The organism is Alistipes sp. DJF_B185 (assembly GCF_964250025.1).
Lineage (GTDB): Bacteria > Bacteroidota > Bacteroidia > Bacteroidales > Rikenellaceae > Alistipes > Alistipes finegoldii.
On the sequence record NZ_CAXUDY010000018.1, the window covers coordinates 18565 to 36947 of the forward strand.

General features: G+C 46.9%; 15 protein-coding genes and 3 pseudogenes. 3 read left to right on the forward strand and 15 right to left on the reverse strand.

Going from position 1 to position 18383, the window contains the following annotated elements:
• Positions 1 to 4 precede the first annotated feature (4 nt).
• The 12 genes and pseudogenes from traJ to ACESTR_RS14460 all read right to left on the reverse strand — a co-directional run bounded on the left by traJ (position 5) and on the right by ACESTR_RS14460 (position 10594).
• On the reverse strand, positions 5 to 1063 hold the full coding sequence (gene traJ, locus ACESTR_RS14405; RefSeq protein ID WP_014775788.1) for a conjugative transposon protein TraJ: 1059 nt from the start codon (positions 1061 to 1063) through the stop codon (positions 5 to 7).
• 15 nt (positions 1064 to 1078) lie between these two features.
• Positions 1079 to 1708, reverse strand: a complete 630-nt coding sequence (locus ACESTR_RS14410) for a DUF4141 domain-containing protein (protein ID WP_042493581.1) — start codon at positions 1706 to 1708, stop codon at positions 1079 to 1081.
• Positions 1698 to 2069 carry a hypothetical protein gene (locus ACESTR_RS14415; protein ID WP_042493584.1) on the reverse strand — a complete coding sequence of 124 codons (372 nt, stop codon included), beginning with the start codon at positions 2067 to 2069 and terminating at the stop codon, positions 1698 to 1700. The genes ACESTR_RS14410 and ACESTR_RS14415 overlap by 11 nt, the downstream gene beginning before the upstream one ends.
• Positions 2056 to 2505 (reverse strand): hypothetical protein, encoded by a 450-nt coding sequence (locus tag ACESTR_RS14420; RefSeq protein WP_014775791.1) that lies wholly within the window; start codon positions 2503 to 2505, stop codon positions 2056 to 2058. The genes ACESTR_RS14415 and ACESTR_RS14420 overlap by 14 nt, the downstream gene beginning before the upstream one ends.
• A gap of 402 nt (positions 2506 to 2907) precedes the next feature.
• Positions 2908 to 3342: pseudogene (locus ACESTR_RS14425) on the reverse strand (conjugal transfer protein TraG); the annotation flags it as partial.
• A gap of 111 nt (positions 3343 to 3453) precedes the next feature.
• Positions 3454 to 5259 carry a reverse transcriptase domain-containing protein gene (locus ACESTR_RS14430; protein ID WP_014774765.1) on the reverse strand — a complete coding sequence of 602 codons (1806 nt, stop codon included), beginning with the start codon at positions 5257 to 5259 and terminating at the stop codon, positions 3454 to 3456.
• Between the two features lie 555 nt (positions 5260 to 5814).
• Positions 5815 to 7896, reverse strand: a pseudogene (locus ACESTR_RS14435) (TraG family conjugative transposon ATPase); the annotation flags it as partial.
• A gap of 51 nt (positions 7897 to 7947) precedes the next feature.
• Positions 7948 to 8280: a DUF4133 domain-containing protein gene (locus ACESTR_RS14440; protein ID WP_014775793.1), complete on the reverse strand. Its 333-nt coding sequence runs from the start codon at positions 8278 to 8280 to the stop codon at positions 7948 to 7950.
• Between the two features lie 2 nt (positions 8281 to 8282).
• Positions 8283 to 8579 (reverse strand): DUF4134 domain-containing protein, encoded by a 297-nt coding sequence (locus ACESTR_RS14445; RefSeq protein ID WP_014775794.1) that lies wholly within the window; start codon positions 8577 to 8579, stop codon positions 8283 to 8285.
• A 158-nt stretch (positions 8580 to 8737) separates the two neighbouring features.
• Complete coding sequence (locus tag ACESTR_RS14450; RefSeq protein WP_014775795.1) at positions 8738 to 9379, reverse strand: hypothetical protein; 642 nt, start codon at positions 9377 to 9379, stop codon at positions 8738 to 8740.
• A gap of 1 nt (position 9380) precedes the next feature.
• Entirely contained in the window at positions 9381 to 9827 is a 447-nt protein-coding gene (locus ACESTR_RS14455) for a DUF3408 domain-containing protein (protein WP_052312789.1), read from the reverse strand.
• Between the two features lie 2 nt (positions 9828 to 9829).
• Positions 9830 to 10594 carry a ParA family protein gene (locus ACESTR_RS14460; protein ID WP_014775797.1) on the reverse strand — a complete coding sequence of 255 codons (765 nt, stop codon included), beginning with the start codon at positions 10592 to 10594 and terminating at the stop codon, positions 9830 to 9832.
• 520 nt (positions 10595 to 11114) lie between these two features.
• Between ACESTR_RS14460 and mobC the strand changes: the two are divergent.
• Both mobC and mobB read left to right on the forward strand, forming a co-directional pair.
• Positions 11115 to 11531: pseudogene (gene mobC / locus ACESTR_RS14465) on the forward strand (plasmid mobilization relaxosome protein MobC).
• Positions 11516 to 12805, forward strand: coding sequence for a conjugal transfer protein MobB (gene mobB, locus ACESTR_RS14470; RefSeq protein WP_014775798.1), 1290 nt, complete (start codon positions 11516 to 11518; stop codon positions 12803 to 12805). The pseudogene mobC and the gene mobB overlap by 16 nt, the downstream one beginning before the upstream one ends.
• A 257-nt stretch (positions 12806 to 13062) precedes the next feature.
• Here the strand turns inward: mobB and ACESTR_RS14475 are convergent, their stop codons facing one another.
• Positions 13063 to 14100: a hypothetical protein gene (locus ACESTR_RS14475; RefSeq protein WP_147344314.1), complete on the reverse strand. Its 1038-nt coding sequence runs from the start codon at positions 14098 to 14100 to the stop codon at positions 13063 to 13065.
• Positions 14101 to 14795: 695 nt separating this feature from the next.
• Between ACESTR_RS14475 and ACESTR_RS14480 the strand changes: the two genes are divergently transcribed.
• Positions 14796 to 15668, forward strand: a complete 873-nt coding sequence (locus ACESTR_RS14480; RefSeq protein ID WP_147344313.1) for a hypothetical protein — start codon at positions 14796 to 14798, stop codon at positions 15666 to 15668.
• Positions 15669 to 15810: 142 nt separating this feature from the next.
• Here the strand turns inward: ACESTR_RS14480 and ACESTR_RS14485 are convergent, their stop codons facing one another.
• Both ACESTR_RS14485 and ACESTR_RS14490 read right to left on the reverse strand, forming a co-directional pair.
• Positions 15811 to 17607 (reverse strand): S8 family peptidase, encoded by a 1797-nt coding sequence (locus ACESTR_RS14485; protein ID WP_052312790.1) that lies wholly within the window; start codon positions 17605 to 17607, stop codon positions 15811 to 15813.
• A 113-nt stretch (positions 17608 to 17720) separates the two neighbouring features.
• Positions 17721 to 18320 carry a tail fiber domain-containing protein gene (locus tag ACESTR_RS14490; protein WP_014775802.1) on the reverse strand — a complete coding sequence of 200 codons (600 nt, stop codon included), beginning with the start codon at positions 18318 to 18320 and terminating at the stop codon, positions 17721 to 17723.
• Positions 18321 to 18383 lie beyond the last annotated feature (63 nt).

Sequence of the window (18383 nt, forward strand, 5' to 3'; positions counted from 1 at the left end):
TTGCTTACTTTATATTAGGGTGTCTCATTTTGAATTTTCGCTCTTCCTCGGCAATCCTTTTACCTTGCCCCTTGATGTACTTTCCAGCACCAGTAATAGAACCCATAGCAAAGCCACCGAGCCATTTACCCCCTTGAGTAACGAGATTATTATAACTGTTGAAACCTCCGGCCTGCACAATCCATGATGCAACAGTAGGAACGGTAAAATAACCACAGATACCGATCAGCAGAAATACCAGATAAACAGTACCGTCCATATTGATAAAATACCAGGGATCAGTACTCATCAACTCCAAATCTTTTTGAAGCGATAGTGTTTGCAGGCGGGCCAGAATAGCACCGAAAATATCAGCAACCGGCAACCATAAATATACGCCGATATACTTTGTGAGCCACTGTGCCAATGAAGCCTGAAAGCCATCGAACGATGCTATAGCAAAGACCAGAGGGCCCAGAATAGCCAGTACAATAAGGTAAAATGTCCGGATCGTATCGATAACCAACGAAGCCGCTTCGAAAAGCGTTTCCAAAAGCCATCTAAAAGCCATGACAATGAGACCGCGTATCCCAAACCAATATCTATCCTGATGCAACTGCGACATTGCATTCAAATCCGGTGGCATCCAGCCCAGTTCATCAATTTGCCGGTCAAACTCTTCATCCGAGACCAAATAAGCCTGTGTCGGGTCCTTGAGCATGATTTCTTTTTCGAGTTTGTCTTTATCCGCCTGATATTGATTCATACTGAAAGTCTGGCCTTGAAGAAGAGAGTGCGTGGCTTTAACAATCGGGGATAGTATTCCGTTGAGACCGCCGATAACCAATGTATTGAAAAAGATGATGCAAATGCACATGGCAAAAGGTCGTAACAACGGAAAAACATCAATGGGCTCAGCACGCGCAATAGACTGCCATACCCGATAAGATATGTATAGCAACGCACCGATACATGCTATTGCCGACGCCATGACAGTCATTCTTTCACATAACGGAAGCATCGAATCGAAGAGCTTACGCAGAATTTCATGCAGGCTTTCAAAAGATACTAAAGGGATCATCATAATCATCGTCTTTTATTACCAATACTTATCCTCATCTGTGCCGTACAGGGATAATGTCCGCTCCATATCATTCGACTTCCTCGCCCTTATATAGGACACAGAAAGATTCTGCCGGGTATAGTAGCTCGTTAAATTCCGTAACCGCAGTAATTCGGCATAGGTTTTATCAACCACATCCAAGCGATCTTTGTCCGTCATCGACAAATCCGAGGGATTGATGATACCCTGCAAATCCTTTAGCGTGTTGGCACTTCCCTGAAGAATTCGTGTATATCCCGAAGCGATAGCAGCAAGTTCCCTCACGGAAAAGTTCTTGTCGGAAAGCATGAGCTGATAGTTCGAGACATACATATCCGAAATTTCTCCCACAAAAAGAATACACTGCTGGACCTTCCGGGCGCTGCGAACAAGGTTTTTTACTTTTTTCAGCGTATCATAGTATTTCTTACTCTGGTCATAAATCTTCTGAGTCTCCTGAAAATTCTGAACCATCGTCTGTGCCGTAGAGGATGTCTGCACCATCTCATTCGACGAATTGATGATACTTTGCGTTAAACCGGCAAGGTCCGTTACAGGCCACTGGGCCCGGGCCGCCCCCGAAATAAGGACGAGGGCGACCAGCATAACACTAATTTTATTTTTCATGTTCTGTTTCCATTTTTCGTTTGAACGCTCCGTAGTCTTCAACCAGAAGCAAATCCTGTTTGGGATCGTAACCAATGCCCTGATTCATAAAATCGGCATAGAGATTCCCTTCTTTATCTTCCAGCAGCTCAGAGGATAGGCATTTCTTATAGTTATTAATCTTGTTCCCATAGCGGAATTCGATATAATACTTCCCGTCCTCTATATAGATTCTGAAAGAAACCGTAGAGTCTTTACGTTCCCATTCACCGCAAAGCAGCTCACGGGTCGATGCGGTCTGCAGTAAATATTGCCCCCGCATCGACCGTATCGTCTTTATAAGCGACTCGAATAAATCGAGTATTTCCTTAGAACGTCCCATCGTCTTCGGTTGCCGACCGTACTGCAAATTCCATTTCGCTATCCATCTCCTCACGGAGCATGTCTTCTTCACTACGGAAAATACCGTAGGCTCCGCATCGAAGCAGCCCGTCTTTGCCGATCGTAATGTCTCCGCCCGGTCCCTCGGAAACAATCACCACACGGCGTCCCTGAGCGAGGGCCGTCATCTGGCGAATAATCGTCTTGTAGCAGCGCGTATTGTCGCAGAGCATGAGGGAGAAACCGTCCTCGATACTGCGAATCAGCAGCGAGCAGCCCCCGTCCTGAGCGATCCAACTGCCGCAAATCGTGTTATTACGCACCTGTGCGCTTAATCGATCCACATACGACAGGAATTGCCCCTGCTCCGCATGTCCTTTCCGGTAGGCAGCAAGAAGTTCTGCGAATTTTTCCGGATTATTATTTTTCTTATCCATAGCATTGAGTTTTTATTGGGTTATTTGTGTTGATTTTATTCTGCGATAACTACACCCTGGCACGAGTAGTAAATTATTCCCTGATTCCGAGAGCCAGACATAAATCCGCCTTCCGTCTTGAAAATAATAGGGCCTTAGCCAATGATGCAACCTATACCAAGTATCTTTTGAGTCCCCGAAGACAACTATATAATGGTCATCTTCGCGCGAAATAGTGAGCCTTCCACGCGGAAGAACAGCATCTCATACCCCGCATAACGCGGCATTCTTATTCCGACAATGGGATGCAGACCACCATGCGAGGGAAGCTGCACAGATTATAAACGTTCAGAGACCTGTGATAGCCCAAAGCCACATTTTCGTCTTTCGGGATAATTCGGTTTTCTGTAACATGATCGTTTGTTATTCTGAATTGCGCCTCTTATCTGCCAAAATACGAATAGCTCCCTCGATGTCTCCGTTCATCTTCTTGGCGAGGTTGAAAACCTCGACTTTCTCAACCTCTTCGGTCGTGTATGTCAAGTATTCCTCTGCCGAGACCTCCGTAGCATAGACTGCGGATTGCACCCCGCCCAAACCGATCCACACCTCTTTGTACAGCCGCGAGGGATCGTTCGAAAGGTTGATAGATAGGATCTGGGCCTTCTCCTTGTCCGAAAGTCCCAGCAGGCTTTGGATGCCGTCGAACTTTGTCATGTACTTACGCTGATCGAGAAGAATCTTGCAATCTGCATTGTTGATGATCGAGTCTTTTACAATGGAAGAAGAAATAATATCATCGACTTCCTGCGTTACGGTAATAGCTTCTCCAAAATACTTGCGGACAGTCTTATGTAGGCTAAGCACCCGGCGCCTTACCGTATTTCTACGGCAGGTTTCCAAGAACTCGCCCCCGAACCGGACTTACACCTCTCGGCGTATCCGGCTCTCCACTAATTTTTTTTCAGTCTAAACTTTTCCCAGATGCCGCAGCCTGTGGCAACTCGGACACAACGCAATGGTCTTGCGTTTTCGGGCTGACATGAGCCGTTTCCAACTCTCTTTCCCTTTCAGGTCTTTGAGGTTGCGGACATGGTGCATAATCAGCTTGCCCGTTGCCCCACACAATTCGCATTTTTCCGCTTTGAGCCTGTCCGTCAAATTGGTTCGGCTCACGTCTGCAATAGAGTACGGTTCGATGTCGCAGCTTCCGTTGAACGCCGTTGTCCGGCGTTTGAAACTTGTCTTGTAAAAGGTTCGGGACTTGATTACCCCTTTCTGCTCGTACTTTACGGTGAACAGTTTGTTGAGACGGTACTTTTTGTTGATTTTTCGTACCGTGCTCCTATATTTGCCCGCAAATGTTTTATACATGCTGTACTCCATGATATATCTGAAGTTGTGCAGTACGACGCAGTTGTTGGCGATCAGGTAATAGTTGCAAAATCCCACTGTTTCCCGATTGTATCGGTCGAGGATTTCAAGATCGTCGTTGAATATCAATCCTGAACGGCATTTGGGTTTCCAAATCTCTTTCCCGTTGCGGAGCTTGATTTCCATAGCTCCGTATTCCAGAAGTTTGTCCCGCAGCGTTGCCATGCTGACATTCAGCCGGACACGCTTGCCGTAGGTGCGTCGCAGACGTCCTTGCACATCCCGTCGTTGATGATTGTTCCGTGTTACCGTAATCTCATATCCGAGAAATTTCGCCGATTTACCCGTATGGGTTATCAGCGTCTTTTCTTCGGACAGTTCGAGGGCGAGGCTTTCGGATAGGAATGATTTAATATCCTCCTTTATCCGCAGTGCATCCTCTTTGCTGCCGATTACACCCAGAATAAAATCGTCGGCGTAACGGATGTATTTGAGCCTGCGGTAACTTCCGTCCATTTCATCTCCGCTTGGAAATGCTGCACGTTCCTGTTCGATGGCTTTGAGTCTTGCGACCAAAGCCGCCTTCTCAGTCCCGTCTTTTACCTTTTTCAGTTTCCGCACAGTCCGTTTTCGTTCATTGGCCAAATCGTTGCTCTCTTTGCCCGGCCTGCGTTTGGTTCCCATGTCGAAATGTCGGATATACTCTTTCACGTACTTGTCTAATTTATCGAGGTATATATTCGCCAGAATCGGGCTGACGATACCTCCCTGCGGCATTCCGCTGTAAGTGTTGTGAAACGTCCAATCCTCGACGTATCCCGCTTTCAGGAATTTCCGTATCAGACGGATAAAACGGTCATCTGAAATGCGCTCCCGCAGGATTCCGACAAGTACATCATGGTCAATGTTGTCGAAGAACCCTTTGATGTCGCCCTCGATAAACCATTTCGCCCCGCTGAACGTCTTTTGAATATGAAGTAATGCTGTGTGACAGCTCCGTTTAGGTCGGAAACCGTGCGAGGTGGTCTCAAAATGTCCCTCGTAAATGGCTTCCAGAATCATGCGGACTACCTCCTGCACCAGCTTGTCTTCAAAAGCCGGTATTCCCAGAGGGCGCGTTTTCCCGTTTTTCTTCGGGATATGCACCCTCCGCGACGGGTGAGGCTGATAACTTTCGTCTTTCAACGAGGCTATCAGCGTTTCGATCCGGGCAAGGCTCATCTCGTCGATACTGCGACCGTCGGAGCCTTTGGTCGTACTGCCTCCGTTCGATGCGATCTTTTGGTAGGCAACATAGAACAACTCTTCGTTGAACAGAATCCGGTAAAGGCGTTCGAACTTGTAGCTCGAATCCTTACTGTGTTCGTTCAGACTGTTTAATACTCTTTCCGGACTTCTCATAATGTCTCTCACATTATCCATTAAATTGTATTAAAGAAAATTAGCTGCCTCCCTTCGCCATGTGCAGGGCGTTACCCTGCCCGGACTACTACGGAGGCTCCGTTACCGTGCCGGATATTCAGAGGTCTGCACCTCATAGCCTTACGGCGTTCCGGTTTAGGTAATCCCCGTTTACTTACTTAGTAACTGTTGGCATGATGGATTGTCGGATGCGATTTCCGTCCTTTACCATTTATCATGGTTGCTCTGCGGCAAGTTCTTGCTTGCGTCCGTACCTATACACCGGAGCAGTACCGCAGTATGACGATTTCAGTTACCTTACGTCATAGCCTTCAAGTAGAGCAGCTCGGACTGTCGTTCAAACAATTCGGTTTTCATCCTCATATCCATCGTTTCACCTTGCCGTTCAGTGGCAGTCTGGTAACTGACTGACTTACGACGTTCCCGACATGCTACACTCCCCGTCCGGTTTCCCTTTCGGATAAGTCGGGTGATGATAGGTTTTTCAAAGAACACTTACCTAATCCCTTGCCAGTGGGATATTTACTAAGCAGCTTGTACGGGCGCACAGAGATATTTCAGATACTCCGCCATACCTTCCTTGGCGATAGCCTTCCACGCTTCCTCGATGAGAATAACCTTTCGCACGCCCTGTAACCGTCGCATCTTATTGATGAAGGTTTCCATGATGATGAGCGTTACGATCGGGAATAGGATTTTGTGATCCTTAATATTATCTAACTCAAAGATCACAAGACGTTTTGAGAGCAAATCCAACTGTTTGTCGGAGTTGAGAAGATAGTCATACTCGCCACCCTTGTAGTAGGGTTCAAGCACATTGAGAAATCCATCGACATCGAAATCTTTTTCCCGGACATTTTTCTGCCGCAGAAGCCGCCGGTAATCGCTGCCCACGAATTCATAAAACGTGTTAAACGAAGGAATCAGTTCAGAATCCTTTCTCAGTTCGGCCAGATAGAGATTAACGGCATTGGAAAGAGCTACCTCCTCGGCCCGCGTCGGCGGTTCATTCTCGCGTTTCCACAGAGTCAGAATCAAGGTTTTGATAGACTCTCGTTTCTCAATGTCGAAAATCCCGTCATCCGTATAAAACGGATTGAAGCAGATCGGGTTTTCGTCGGTATAGGTAAAATAGATGCCGTCCTTCCCATGCGTCTTTTGATTCACAAGTTCACACAATCCTTTGTACGAATTACCAGTGTCAACAAGTACAATATGCGCTCCCTGCTCCCAGTATTGACGAACTAAATGATTGGTAATAAACGACTTGCCACTCCCCGAAGGCCCGACGATACATTTATTTCTGTTCTGGATTATACCTCGTTTCATCGGCAAATCCGAGATGTCGAGATGTATGGGAATTCCAGTATGCCGATCGACCATTTTGATCCCGAAGGGTGACGGACTGCTGCGGTAATTTGTCTCTGCGGTGAAAAAGCATAAAGCCGGCTCCAAAAAGGTATAAAATGATTCCTCAGCGGGAAAATCCGCTTCATTACCCGGAATAGCGCCCCAGAACAATGCCGGAACATCAACCGTATTGTGATGGGGCGTGCAACCCAAAAGTGCGAGCTGGGCTCCAACGTCATTGCGGATACGCTTGAGATCGTCTTCATTCTCCGCCCAAGTCATCACATTACAATGGCAGCGAACGGAACGAAGATTACCTACATGAGCTTCCGAAAGATACAGATCGATCCACTCCTTGTTCACGGCATTCGACCGGGAATACTGCGACAAGGAATTCATATTACGTCCCATGCGTTCGAAGCGTTCGAGAATCTCTTCGTGGTTCTCCAGAAAGATAAACTGATTGTAAACGTGATCGCATCCGAGCAACAACCCAACGGGTGCGGCAAAAGAAAGACGGCAATCACTGCGATCGGTAGAAAGCCGCTCGTAACGGGTGTCCGTTCCGACCTGCTGGGGCAGGTCATCCAAATCGGTGAGCGTATGCATACAGAGGATCTTGTCCCCGATCATCATTCGCCCCGGATCGAGCTTTATATCCTCGTTTACCGAATGTTCGAAGTTGAGCGTGAAATACTGGTTCAGGATTCCCGGAGTCTTTTCATCCCCAAGAATCTCTTCGGTCGTAAGACGCCGGATTCCAATCAGACCGCTTTCACGGATAATGCTCTCGGCCTGACCTACGGCATCCAGAAAACGGCTTATAGCTTCGGGATCACGAATCTCCTTTGGAATGATAAAACCCCGGCACAACGTCGTGAAATTGCTCTGCTGGCTGATACGCTCTTTGGTTGTCTTCGTCAGGAAAAGGTAACAGGCATGCTCAAGGTAAGGCCGTTCATTGAAATGCCGTTCAAAAGAGCGGGAGAGGAAACTTTGATCGCCATCCCGATTCTCCGGCCGATACTTTTGCGACAGAAACCAGTCCTGTTTATGAACAACGGAGTAATCGGGTAGGACTTTGATTGCTTTCAGTCAGGTAGCATGAATCGCTTCGTATTCTTTGGTGGTCACGGAAAACAGTTCCGGCAGTTCAACCCGAAATGCGACCGTTACATCAGCCTCTTTACTGACGATGCAGCCATGTTCGACAGCCATGATTGGAAACTTATCTTCCAATGTATTTTTTTTCAAAATGCTTTTCATAAGTGTTTGGGATATTAATCCTTTTCAGGCATTTGAACCTCTTATCGACAGCTAAAGGTCCCGGATTCCGCTCGTTCTGGCGATGAGCCTTACAAGGGTTTTCCGAGAACTTATCCTCCGGGGAAACCGATGCCGCGCAGCAAGTTTCATCAGCCCGTGAGCCCCATATTCGGCGTTCAAATGAAAAGTGAACCAGACCAGCGCAGTACCCAATACCAATGCAATGGTGATACATACTACAGGAGGTGCGCCCATCATGTACAAGACGACAAAAAGGACAAATACGCCTAACAATCCTCCGGCGAAAATGAAGACATACTGCGCTCTGAGTCCTTTAAATTCAACTTGTTTGCCAACGCCTTTATTAATCATGTACTCGGCCATCGTTAGAGGAAGAACGATTCGAGAACGACACCCACGATTACAAGGAAAATGCAGGCTCCAAACCAACTGGCAGCCGTTTTTGAAGTGTCCGGGTCTCCCGACGAGAACTTTTGATAGACTTTGATGCCGCCGATCAAGCCAACGACAGCGCCTACGGCATAAATTAATTTCGTTAAAGGCGCAAAATAACTCGTAACCATTGAGGTGGCATCCGTGATGCCTTTAATACCATTGCCCTGAGCCATAGCTGCGCTGGCAAGAACGACGGCCATCAAAGTCAAAATCAGTTTTTTATTCATTTTTTATGTCTGCGTTTTAAAATTATTAAAAACCGCAGACCGCGCACTTCGGAAGATTGGCGGCCTGCGGTCGTCAGTCTTCGTTAGTGCGTTCAGGTCAGTCAGCCTGAATCGAAATAGAGCATTTTCATCGCTTCGTAGTTTTTGGGTTTAACAATTTAACTGTAAGCACCTGCATCGAAATTATCAATGCCGTACTTCTCTTCATCCGTAGGTTCCAGCAGGTCCCGTTGTTCATCGGCTTGTGCAAGTTCCAACTGTTCGGCAACTTCCCGGCGAATTTGTTCTTCATCGATGATCTCGATAATCTCCTCCTCTCCGTCACCGCCATTGACAGGAACAAATCGCGCCGCAGCAAAACCTTTGTCTTCCCACCTCTGCGGCTGTTTCTTTTCTGCAGGGCGGGGTGTCTGCGTTCTCTGAAAGGCCGGAGCCCTCCATTCCATGATCCGCGGCTCCTGCTCAACCTTCGTCGTGGCTGCAAATGTATCATCCCCGGCAGTTTTTGGTTCTCTTTTCGGGCCGATGTCACCCGTTGGCTCTTTCTGGCGTGAAACATACCGCTTCTTTTCAACCAGATTATCGTCCGTCAGCGTAGATATTACCTCCTGTTCGGGAGACGCCAAGGGTTGTTCGGGCGAACTGCGGCAGGAAAATCGGAGTATAGGACCGAACCATTCCCGAAGCAAAGACCGCCATCCGTCAAAGAAAAGTTGTGCGAGTTTTCCTTTAAACAGGAACTTGTCTACATAGAGATATGTAGAAAGGCTTCCCAAGAGTATTATTAGGATTGTCTTCATGCTACAATATGTCTTTCGTATTCTTCTGACGATGCAATCTGTTAATCTCATCCCGAAACAATTCAAGATGATGGGCAAGGATATTTTCGGCAAAGGATGTGACTGAAATCCTGCTCCATCCCAACCGGCGTACTACATCTGAGAGTTTCTCTTTAGTCTTTGAACTGATGTATATTGCACTGCGCTGCTGCACGACATGTTCGCAGAGGAAAAGCCGCTCATAGCTCGATATAGGGCGAGGTTTCGCTGGTTGAGGAGGTCTTTGTTCAGTAACAGCCCCTTTCACCTCTTGCTGTACATTCTCTTCGGTTCTGTTCGCAGAGTCGGTCTTGCCGGTTTGCGCCGTGGGATTATTCAGCACGGAGCCCGAAGGACTGCGGCGCGACGCCACTTCTCGCAGGAGGATTTCATCAAGATCAATCTCCTCCAATTTTTTCTTTCCTGCCATGCCTATTCCTCCTCGACGATTTTGCAGATTTCAGCACACAGAGAATCGAGACAGCACTCCGCAACGAAAGACCGCTCACCGGGGAAAAGCGTCGAACGGCATATAGCGCCGCCTTCGGGCCGCAATTCTTTACTGAAACGAAGGCGCTGCGGGATGTTGGTTTGCATCATCGGGAGCCCGAATGCGGCCAAAGCCTTCTCGTACAGATCGTATAGTGGCGTGCGTTCACGGCGATCGATCATCGACCAAAAAAGATGCACTCCTTTGATTTCCGACTTCTCGCTGGGAATAAAAGACTCCGCAATGGTGCGGGCAAAAGTTACACTGCTCTCCATAATCATCTTATCAGCTTTCAGCGGGATGAAAATCCGCTCCAAGCCGGCAATAAGGGGTAGAACCCCCTTGGTCGCAGTAGTGCCCGGGAGATCGAAAAAAACGTAATCGTACTCCTCATCAGTAGAATCGAGGAAGGTTTTAACTGTAGTCAAGGCTGTGGCGGCCCGGCATTCAAGTACAGGCCAAATCTTCCGCCCTGTAGCTTTATACTGCCGAATCATCATCAGTTTGTAATAATCCGAGCGGTCGAGGATTTCCAACTCCCGGCGGCGCTGTTCAAGAATGCTCCACTGGGGGTAGTCGCAATCCGCGACTACAACACGCCGGCCGAGACGATAATGAAGCATTCCCGCAAGAAGAATTGTAAAAGTAGATTTCCCGACGCCGCCTTTCTGACTGCAGATAGAGATGAAATGAGGTTTGTTTTTCATAGCTGAATTCATATATTGATTCCGTTGAGTGGAATGCTGTCATTGCACTGCATGCAGGCAATGACCGCCGTGAACCCCGATCATTCATTTCACTGAATGCATCGTATTCACTGAATGCAGTGCGTGAACTGAATTCACTGCATGAACGGCCTGCTTCCAACGACCTCAATTCATACAGCGACCTGCACGCATCCACATCATCCGGCACAAAGAAAAGCAGGAATCGAAGCCCTGATTCAGTATGTCACTCAATGACACTCCCAGTCCGCAATCGTCTCTTGTGCAGTTGATTTTTTATCCCTAACATTGCACATGAGAACGATACCGCATCCGATGAGCGGCGGCACGCTGGCCGCCGCCGGGAATAATCCGCTGAATAAGCGGATTCTATCGGCGCCTGCCGATAGCGAGCTGTGTTTTTGTATGCCGCAAATATTTGCGGCATACAAAAAGGCCCGGACTCCGAAGTCGTCCGGGCTGGTTTTCGCTCCAAAGTCGCATAACCTATAAAAAAATTACTATGGCAAATGGAAAATCGGGGCGTCCGAAGGCCAAAGACCCCAAAACTCACAGGTATAATTTCAAGCTCAACGATGAACAGGAACTACATTTCCGGAAGATGCTCGAAGAAGCCGGCTACCGGGAAAACATCTCGAAATTCATCCTCGCACGTCTGTTCGGATGAGAGTTCCGGGTCTATAAAAGCGATCCTACAGGCGCAAAATATGTCGCGCGGCTGAATGATTTCTACTGGCAGTTCTCCCGAATAGGGAACAACTATAACCAGATCGTAAAGCAAGTGAACACCCACTTTTCGGAGCAGGCGATCCCCGTGCAGCTCGACATGCTCATCGGCTACACACGCCAGCTCAAAGCCCTGAGCGAAAAGATCGCATCCCTGACCGAAGAACTGCGCAAACAATGGTTGCCCGAATAAACCACGGCGCACATATCGAAGGGGTGCTTTTCTACAACAAGTTCAAGACCGACAAAGGCGAAGCACGGGTCGTCCTGTGCCACAACCTGCCCATCGTTCCCCAAGACGGCAAGATCGACATCCGCCGCCTGAGCGAAGCATTCCGCCCCTGGATGACGCATCCCCGGCCCAGACTCGGGGAACCGGTCTTTCATGTCTCGTTAAACCCCAATCCAAAAGACCGGATAGACGAGATGAAAATGCTTGAAATAGCTCATTACTACATGGAGCGCATGGGCTATGGGGATCAGCCCTATGTCATTTTCGAACACAACGACATCGAACGCAAGCATTACCACATCGTTTCGACACGGATAAAACCCGACGGCACGACGATCGACTCTTTCGAATACAAGAAACGATCGAAGGCCCTGACCGAAGAAATAGAACGCGAATTCAACCTTATTCCGACCGTTCAGGGCCAGCAGTCCGCAGCTTTCGAGGAACTGCGCAAGGTCGAATACGCGCAGAGCAACCTCAAAGCGCAGCTATCTTCCGTACTCAACAACCTGACGGACCGCTACCGATTCAGTTCTAAAGGCGAATTTACGACCCTGCTGAAAATCTTCAACATCTGGATGGAGGAATGCAAGGGAGAAGTCGAAGGCCGTCCCTATGCCGGCATTATATACGGAGCCTTGGATGAACACGGCCAACGGGTAGGAAAACCCATCAAGTCAAGCCGTATTAGCAAGAAATTCGGCTATAAGGCACTGCAAAAGGAATACAGCAAAACCAAACGATGGATCGCCGGTAACAAACAGAAGTTGGAGCCGACACGGATAACAATCCGTGAGGCGATGAAGACCGCCCGGACTACTGAGGAATTTGCAGCGGCGATACGTCCGGGTGGAATATCAGTAGTCTTCCATCGAAGCGCCGAACATGAAAACAGAATCTACGGCGTTACATTCATCGACCATAGGAACGGACTTGTTATAAACGGCTCCCGGCTCGACAAGGCTTTTGCGGCCAACCGCTTCCAAGAACTGTTTACCAAGGCTCCGGCCACTGAGCCTCAGAACCGTGCGGAGCGTTCGCAGCAGAGCTCCGACACGGGAAATGACTGGTTCACGCAGCAATCGCACGACTTTGGAGCCATATCCGACATATTCCCGGACCTGGATTTATTCTCCGTGCTGCTCAACGAGGCATCCAGACCCGATTATTGGGATGAATGGGCGCAGGAATACCAACGAAGAAAAAAGAAGAAAAAACGCCGGCACTTGAAATAATACCCGTCAAAACTTAAAGCAGGCTTACAAAAAAAGCTGTCATAGACAGCTTACATTTTGGATTCTCCGGTACACGCCCGGATTAGGTGATTTTTTTATCCCCTGTTCCCAGCTTTTGACGGTCAACATGCAACCGTAGGCCGCAATGCGGACAGACGATATTATCAGCCTTGAGTAATTGTTCTACCGATAAAGGAATATAACCACTGCATACGGGGCAACTCATGCCCATTGGCTCTGACGGTATCATATAATAATCACTTTACAGGTTTCAGTTCTTGGGGCAGTATATAGGGAATCATGGCTATTTTAACCGAACTGACACCCGTTCTCAGGATATTTATAACCCATCTTTCACCGTTTTTTCTTTTAATAACAACTTTCTCTCCCTTTTTTACCGGACATTCTTGTTCTGAATAATACGGTTGACTGGATTCCGGGGCCTTTGTCCAGCCAACTATGCCTGAGAAGATCAGGTTATTATAAATAGAGTTGAATTCCATAGTTATCATAACTTCCCCTCCCCAGACAGCTACAGCTTCATCCGACGTTATGTCTAATTCAAGCATATTATTCTTTTCTTCGGATTCAGAAGGCAAATTCGAAACACGGGGGATAGATGGAACTACTGTTTGCACACTGTCGGGCTTCGAATCCTTCATTTTATTCACAACAAAACAGAACCCATAACCAGCCGAAAATATAAAACTAACTGCCGTAATAATAGACCACAGAGATTTAACTTTAACCCGGCCAAGTAATTTCCATAATTCTTTGCAAGTTATATTTTCCATGTACCTTACGACAATCGCATAGTCATCGCTATTCTTTCCCGCGTTATTTTGAATCTGGGATTGTGCCTGTGCCGCGGCTTGCGCCTGAACTTGGTTATTCACGTTGATATTAACTTGAAGCGGCTTGTCGTCCCGGCTATGGGCATTCTTTTGCTCCTGTTCCTGATCCTTCTGCTGCTCCTCGTCCACTAATTTCAAAAAATGGTTGCAAGCTTCGATTGTTTCCTGACGCATGATTTCAATGCCGGAAACAGGCAGTGGAAGCGATCCTTCACGCTTAGTATAGTAATCGATCGTCTTTTTGAAAACAGCATCTTTCGACTGAAGATAATTCTTTAAGTTCTTGACGGTATCGATAAGATGCTTCGGGCTTACAAAATGATTGCCTATCTCTAAATCACAAAACTCCTCCCTTAAATTATGAGCAATATCCCGTGATGTTTGGATGATTTCACTGCTGTTTATAAATTCTCCATACGAACGACTACCGTATTCCTTCATACTCTCGAAGTATTCACGGGAATGGTTCTGCACGAACTTTTCGAAATATTTCCTGGCTTCGTCAAAAGTATTCATAAAACAAAGGTAGTGAATTATCTCCGAATTATCCTAATATCCAGAACCTCGAAAAAAACGCAAACACCTGCCCGTAGTAGCTGCAGAGACTTTCGACCGTGGAAACGGATAGAATACCCATATCAACCGGCACATCAGAAAATTACTTGAAGATTTGCTGTTTTCTGAATAATAATCGCTAACTTTATATCACGGTCTGATAAATATTAGGCTTTATGGGTCGGTGGACCTCACAGTTCATAGATGTTTCATGGAGGAGGTGATTAGTGGCCTCCTCCCTTTTTTAAACGATGTTTGTACACATACACATACCCATCATCGACTGTAGAAGTCTGTGTTCATCCTTTCAGAGGTTGAAGCGTCCCGTCTTTCCGATTCCGGAAGAAAATGACTTTATCCGCAACTTCGGCAAAGTATCCTTGAATTACATCCCAGCCCTTCCGTGTTACGCCGGAGAAGACTGGTTTTTCCGGGGTGAAAATACCGTGAGGTTTAAGGAACTGCCCCGATTTAGGATTAGGATTGGCAAACAATATTACAACTGCCAAAGCAAATTCCGACGCCTCTTCTGCAACGGGAAAATGGCTAATCGTTATGAAGTGGGCTTAGAATTCACGGGAATGAGAGTATACGCCAATCAGCTTGTAGACCATCTGTTCAGCCTGGGCGTCAAAGTCAAAAACTGCGAAAAAGGATACACCCCGACCACTCTTTTGGCTGTCGGGAAATTCCTGCCTGCGATTTACGACTATTCGACATCGAATCAGCCGCTCCACGATGATTTACGTGTAAGCTGCGGGGAGACATTGTGTATTCTGGAATCTGCGGCCGGGGAAATCGTATTCCGGCCTCAGCATGCCGAATTGGTGCTTAAATTTCCTAAACAGGGACTCTCACTTTATCATTTCGTCTACACACGGGCGAATACCAAGATTCATTGCTGGATAATACAGAAATGGCTGACGGCAGACGCCCGCTTCGCCAGCAAACTGAGAAACGCGCTATTTCAAGTTCATTTGGAGTCCCAATCTTTGATTCAGGCATATAAATTTCTGATCCTGAACGACGATCCCCAAAAGTTAAACAAGGAGGCATTCCTGCGTTTCGTAACGGATATTCAGGCTAAACTCAAGCGCCGATCCCGCTTCACTATCAGCACCGAACGTATCGTCAACATCGCTCTCAAAGCAACGCACGCCCTACAACCGGCGCAGATGACCAAGATGATCGACATGGTGGATAGGATCGGCGACAAATACCAGACCGCCGACTTTCTGGAACTCATGTCGCCCCTAACGATCGCCGAGTGGAAAGAAGAGATCGAACGGGAGCTTCAAAAAAACTGGAGTCCCGGAACCAAAACGCAACTCGAATACCTGAAAGAGGCATGTAGTTCCTCTTCGTTCAAGCAATTCATTCGCTTTATTGTTCAATATAAGGGCGAAATCTGGGATATAGCGAAGGACATCATTACCGACCGACTAAAGAAATAAGGCTTACGGGGGAGGGCCAGTAGGGCGAAGCCCCTACAATATACTTCAAAACTAAAAATGGCCGGAAGAAAAATCTTCCGACCATGAATGGGGCAAACCGCTCCGTTTTAAACGGTTTCCATCATAGTGAATTGCTGCATCTTTAATTGCGTATCTCAAGTTTACAACCAGCATTTACATGTAAAGTCTCAAGCGATGTAACACTTTCGGTTCCTATGATTGTCAATTTTGCGTTATTACTAACAGTGACATTCTTAGTCTCCACTTTACGACCCTGAACAATCTGATCTGTCGTTACATGCTGATCGTAAAAAAGAATTTTATCAGGAACGTAATTCACTGCGGCATAAGCATCGACCAAGCCATAGCCCATGTAATCAACCCATAGCCCATTGGGACGACCGGAAGTCGTTTTATATAAATAACCTCCGACCTTTTTCCCTGATTTTTCTATAGCAGTTACCACTTGCAAGCGTGTAAAAGTAGGGTTCTTCGATATTACGAGAGCTGCTACACCCGCAATATGCGGGGTAGCCATAGACGTTCCACTCTTCTGGCCTGTGCTATTGCCCGGAATTGTAGACAAAATATTAGATCCGGGAGCCACAACATCCAACTTCGTACCATATCCGGAGAAAGACGATTTACTGCCATTTGAGTCAATAGAACCGACAGTTAATATATCATCATGGAAATTGCCGGGATAATCCATAACTCCAGAATAATTTCCTGCAGCAAAGGTTACTACACACCCTAATCCATCCCGGCCTTTTGTCATGGCATCAATAATAGCCTGCTCCAAAATCGCACTATGCATAGTGTCGTAAAATGCTCCACCCTGATCGCCCCAAGAATTAGTAAGTACATCAGCCCCATTTTGCCATGCCCAGCTAAATCCGCTCGCAAGTTCAGCCGAGAATGTTGTTGACAAATATAGGTCGTGACTAACTCCGATAATCTTGGCTTCAGGAGCAACGCCAACCACTTGCAGATTATTATTCCATACGGCGGCAACAGTACCGGCTACGTGTGTTCCATGACTCAATCCATTCACAAATACGCTGGGAGATTTGCCCGTTTGCGCATCATAGCTCAAGGTATGAAGATTGGCATTCAAATCATTGTGGCTGCGGTCAATCCCCTGATCTAATACCGCGACTTTCGCACCGGCTCCTCTTGTTATATCCCACGCAGCGGTAACATTGATATCAATATCCGGATAAGAATTATTTTTCAATCCCCATAGTTGGCCAAACATCGGATCATTAGGAATAACGTTCGGCTTGAAATCAAACATAAATGCAGGGTCCACATCTGCGAAATGACCAGTTTCATAGAAGTAGTTGCTTGCATCTACCGAACTGCCGAAGCTGGAGTTATGAATAGACATAATATACCACAAAGGCATATAAGGAACCTCCTTTACAATCTGAACTTTCTGTTCTTCTGCCAGCAGCTTTAATGTGGCGAAATCTTTCTCATCCTTTAATTTCAAATAGAAAATATCGGATGTTCCGATGGGTTGAGCATTCGCACCTCGGCTAAAGAATGGCAGAATGTGTTTAATCTGCTTATTTTGCTTGAGGTCTTTTATGAGTTTAGAGTAGTCTGTAGCAGTCGATTTCGAAGTCAATCTATATTTGACTACATTCCCGCTCCGAGCGCCATCTTCTTGTACTAAGTCCAGCCCTTGAAATGAAGAACCGGTCTTTGAAGATTTCAACGACGCATCATCTGCAACAATATTCACATATTCAGTATTCAGAGTCAAGGGTATCTTTTCTCCGCTATACCAGTAGTAGCACGTCGCATCTGCCCCTGCCGAGCGTGTCTTACTCAGGCCGTCTTGTCCCGGCTCATCGACAGGAGCGTCAGTACAAGAACCAAGAGTAATGGCCAGCAGGAATAGCATACTGAAAATGCCTATTATTTTTTTCATGGTTTCAAGTTTTTTAATTATATCTCGTTAAGACATATAAGAGATATTATATTGAGAAGCACAGAGCGGGTTACCATCCCCGCATCCGCCTGTTCCTCGACTAACGAGAGTTGTCACCGATTCTCTTTCAAGGCATTTACCTCGGCTTGAAGAGATTTTACGGCATCGATCAGCACGGGGATCAACATGTTGTAGTTGACGCATTTATTGCCCTCTTTGTCCGTGATGACAGCGCCCGGTAAGACCTCCTCCAACTCTTGTGCAAGGACGCCAATCTCCTGATCAGAAGACCTGCGATAGTTTTTACCCTCGTTAATGAAGTTGTAGGTGACAGGTCTGATCCGCGAGATAACCTCCAAGCCTTGTGAGAAATCACGAACATTGGTCTTGGCACGAGCATCGGAGTGGTAGTAAACATTCAGCACATTGATGCTGTTATACTTGTTCGTTGAGGAGTTGTAGAAAGAGATCTGATCACCATGCCCCGCCAGCCGGGTGTTTTCTGACGAAATGTCAATCTGGAAGAAGTTCGTCTGTGACGGGAGTTTGAAATATGCGCCGTTTCCGGCTATCGAGACCTTATAGCTCCCAATAGGGGTGGTATCCAGCGACAAGCGGCCTCCGGAATAGGTAAGCTGTGCATTTGCCGAGAAAATGCTGACAGCAGAGAATAGAATTGTGAAAAGCAGCGTATGGAGAGTTGTAGGTTTCATATATTCAAGTTTTTTAAGGTTAAAAGTAATCCGGGGTTTGGTTTACCCAAACCCCGGATTTGG